The sequence below is a fragment of the Fodinibius sp. genome (assembly GCF_041642155.1).
In the GTDB taxonomy this organism is placed as follows: domain Bacteria; phylum Bacteroidota; class Rhodothermia; order Balneolales; family Balneolaceae; genus Fodinibius.
The window spans coordinates 1-3,519 of record NZ_JBEPWZ010000302.1 but is presented as its reverse complement, the minus strand read 5'-3'; the positions used below and the strand labels follow the sequence as shown (position 1 = coordinate 3,519).

Annotated in this window: 4 protein-coding genes; 2 read left to right on the top strand and 2 right to left on the bottom strand. The window is 52.3% G+C overall.

Annotated features, from left to right (window positions below; all coding sequences use genetic code 11):
- Positions 1-194: 194 nt before the first annotated feature.
- Complete coding sequence (locus tag ACESLU_RS13060) at positions 195-524, top strand: TraR/DksA family transcriptional regulator (protein ID WP_372639073.1); 330 nt, start codon at positions 195-197, stop codon at positions 522-524.
- A gap of 152 nt (positions 525-676) precedes the next feature.
- On the opposite strand, the gene ACESLU_RS13055 is transcribed toward ACESLU_RS13060, so the two are convergent.
- Positions 677-1,189 (bottom strand): cupin domain-containing protein, encoded by a 513-nt coding sequence (locus ACESLU_RS13055; RefSeq protein ID WP_372639072.1) that lies wholly within the window; start codon positions 1,187-1,189, stop codon positions 677-679.
- Between the two features lie 12 nt (positions 1,190-1,201).
- The gene (locus ACESLU_RS13050) at positions 1,202-1,672 is read right to left on the bottom strand and encodes an aminoacyl-tRNA deacylase (RefSeq protein WP_372639071.1); all 471 of its coding nucleotides are present in this window, start codon (positions 1,670-1,672) and stop codon (positions 1,202-1,204) included.
- A 234-nt stretch (positions 1,673-1,906) separates the two neighbouring features.
- Between ACESLU_RS13050 and ACESLU_RS13045 the strand changes: the two genes are divergently transcribed.
- Positions 1,907-3,331 carry a phytoene desaturase family protein gene (locus tag ACESLU_RS13045; protein ID WP_372639070.1) on the top strand — a complete coding sequence of 475 codons (1,425 nt, stop codon included), beginning with the start codon at positions 1,907-1,909 and terminating at the stop codon, positions 3,329-3,331.
- Positions 3,332-3,519: the final 188 nt, after the last annotated feature.

The following is a 3,519-nucleotide window of genomic DNA, read 5'->3' as shown; positions in this document are numbered from 1 at the left end:
CCTCAAAAAATCCAAGAACCTGACTAAAATCACCTGGTTCTCCTCACAATCCACTGTTCCACAGATTCCTGAAAAAAAGATGTTGAAGATTTCCAATATCTTACAATGAGAATAGTATTTCAATAGACTTTTAAAAAGTATATTGTTTATTACGATAATCATGGCATATATAGCTTTTAAAACCAAATAAATTTATGGATCAAGCAAAAAAAGATGAGATGCGAGAGATCATCCAAAAAAAATTGGAAGAAACCAAAACAGAAATTGCACAGCTCAAGGAATTAACCAAACCCATTAAACCTGATAACGCCTACGGACGCCTGTCACGAATGGATGCCATAAATAATAAAACTATCAATGACGCGGCTCTTCGCAAACAGAAAAAACAGCTGCAAAAACTGGAACGCGCGCTTGTCAAAATTGAGAAAGGCAATTACGGTACCTGCCTGAAATGTGGGAAGGATATTCCGTTAGGGCGACTTAAATTTATGCCCTGGACCACCAAATGTGTGAAATGTGCATAGCTGCCGGACTTAGAGAATTGTGACTCACAGTAGTTTTTGTTAAATCCGACACTTCGTTTGGCTCTTGAGCTTAACAAACTCATTCAATGGGATCCCTCTCTTAGCTGATAATTCACCAAAAAGAATGATTTTATTCACGGATAGTTGAATAATCAACTTTCCGCTTTCCTCCAAATTTCGGGCACGCCTCCCTCCCTGCCGGTCAGGGGATCGGTGGCGGGGACCGGCACTGCGGCAATATTCCTGTCGGCCTGCGGGCGTTCCCCCTCCTTGCCGGTTTTCAGGTCATAACTGCTGCCGCCCGGATAAGCGCCAACCACCCTGAAATCACGGCTGCTGCCAAGGTTCTTATGTCCCACTCCGGCCGGGATCACGATAAGATCACCCGCCTCCACCTGCACTTTCTGTCCCCCTTCTCCTCCCAGGTGAAGCTCGGCGCTGCCGGAATACACTCCCAGCACCTCGTGGGAGGTACTGTGATAGTGGTGGTAGGCATACACCCCGTTCCTCCAGGCGTTCAGCCAGTTGTTTTCAGCAAACCGCTCTTCCAGCCACCTGGCCCCCTCCGGCCCCCGATGGTCAAAAGCATCACGGTATAGCAGCAAGGGCAGCTTACTATTGGGGATATCCCCGTCGTCTTCAAAGAAGATTTGTTCCGGCTGCATAGCGCGTTTCCCTTATCGTTTCCTGATTCCCACCGGCATGATCTCAGGATCGACCAGCTCCTCGTAATCGCTGTAATTCATTCTCACCAGCTCTTTATGCGTGCCGGCATTGAATGCGATAACCTCGTCATCGGTCAGCGACTCGGCCACCAGCGTATCGAGTTCATAGAAATTACCGAACGGGGGCATCGCTCCCAGTTCGCAATCGGGAAATATATCTTCAAATTCCTCTTCGGAAGCCAGCTCTACTTCCCCGGCGCCCGTGGCTTCTTTTACCGCATCGAAATCGACATCGTAAGTAGAAGGCAATACTACCATCTTCATGGCTCCGTCGGCTTTTACGATCACCGTTTTAACCATCTCCTTCCCGGGTATATGGGCCGAAGCGGCCACCTCCTGGGCCGTAAAGGCCGGCGAATGCTTGATCACGACATATTTCTTCCCGTGTTCGTCCAGATAATTTATCAACTTGTTTAAAGGCATAATAACCTCCCTGTTAAATTATAGTGCCATCTGTATAACCTACAATTAAAACCGGGCGTCAACCATTCCGACAGAATCCCTAATTTGATTTATCAACCTGCTCTGTGTATTGCTTCGGCGGCAATTCCTTTTATATTATTATCATCCGTATCGATAAATGAAATCTTTAAGCCATATGTTTAGATACTATGCTCTCTACTCTCCACCCGAACAATGTAACCAGTTGACGACTCCATGCCTGACGCTATTATCATAGGAGCCGGGCCCAACGGTTTGGCCGCAGCGATTCATCTGATCCGACAGAACCTGTCTGTGACAGTTTATGAAAAGGAAGCATCGGTCGGCGGCGGCACGCGCACCCGCGAACTCACCCTGCCGGGATTCCGGCACGACGTATGCTCGGCGATCCACCCGATGGCCAGGTCCTCCCCTTTTCTACAGTCGCTACCCCTGGAGGACTACGGACTCGATTGGATCCAGCCGGAGATTCCGGTGGCCCATCCCCTGGATAATCAGCCGGCCGGGGCCTTGTACCGGTCGCTGGACCGAACGGCCGATCACCTCGGCGAAGACGGGGAAACCTACCGGCGGGCCATAGCCCCCTTTCTGGGTTCATGGGACAAGCTATTGCCGGATATCCTGGCTCCTTTCTCACTAAGGCCCGGTCACCCGCTGCTGATGGCCCGGTTCGGGCTGCAGGCCCTGCGTTCGGCAGGCGGTTTCGCCCGCAGATTCAAGACCCCGAAAGCGCGTGCCCTTTTTGCGGGGCTGGCGGCCCACGGAATCCTTCCTTTTGACAAGATGGCTACCGCGGCTATCGGATTGGTGCTGGGGATAGGCGCTCATACCGTTGGCTGGCCCTATCCCAAAGGGGGATCGCACCGCATCACGAAAGCGATGGCGGCCTATTTTGAATCGCTGGGGGGCACAATAATCACCGGCACCACTGTAGCATCACCGGATGAACTCCCCGCCGCCGGGGCGTTGCTGTTTAATACCACCCCCCGGCAAATCCTGGATATGGCCGGGGAGGAATTGCCCCGGGGCTATGCCCGGAAACTGCGCCGATTCGAGTACGGATGCGGGGTTTTTAAGCTGGATCTGGCGTTAAGCGAGCCTGTACCGTGGACGGATGAGCGATGTCGCAAGGCGGGAACCGTTCATGTGGGGGGAACCTTTGAAGAGATTGCCGCATCCGAAGACGATACGGCCCACGGGCGACATCCCGAGCGGCCGTACGTACTGGTAGCCCAGCAAAGCCTGTTTGATGAAAGCCGGGCACCGGACGGAAAACATACCTGCTGGGCCTATTGCCACGTCCCCAACGGTTCTACAAGAGATATGAGTGAACCCATTCTGAACCAGATAGAACGATTCGCGCCGGGCTTTCGCGACTGCATTATCGGGCGACACTCGATGAATACGGAGGCCATGCACGCCTATAATCCCAATTACATAGGGGGAGACATCAACGGGGGGAAGCAGGACATCACGCAGCTGTTTACGCGTCCCGCGGGCCTGTTTAACCCCTACCGCATCCCCGGCACTCATTATTACATATGCTCCTCCTCCACGCCCCCCGGCGGGGGCGTTCACGGCATGTGCGGCTACCACGCAGCAGAATCGGCCTTAAAACAGTTGTCCGCGGGCGGTGGTTAGTCATAAGGTACGGGCATTAGATGAAGCTAAGCAATGAAAGGTTGAGGTTAAGGCGTCCGCAGACCAGTAACCAATTCTAATAACTACCATTTATCCCTGGTAGTAGAAAGACAAAACCACCAGCAGCTTTTTACCCCTGGCTGCCATTTACGGCTTACAGCAACGGCCTGCCACCCACAGTCATTACC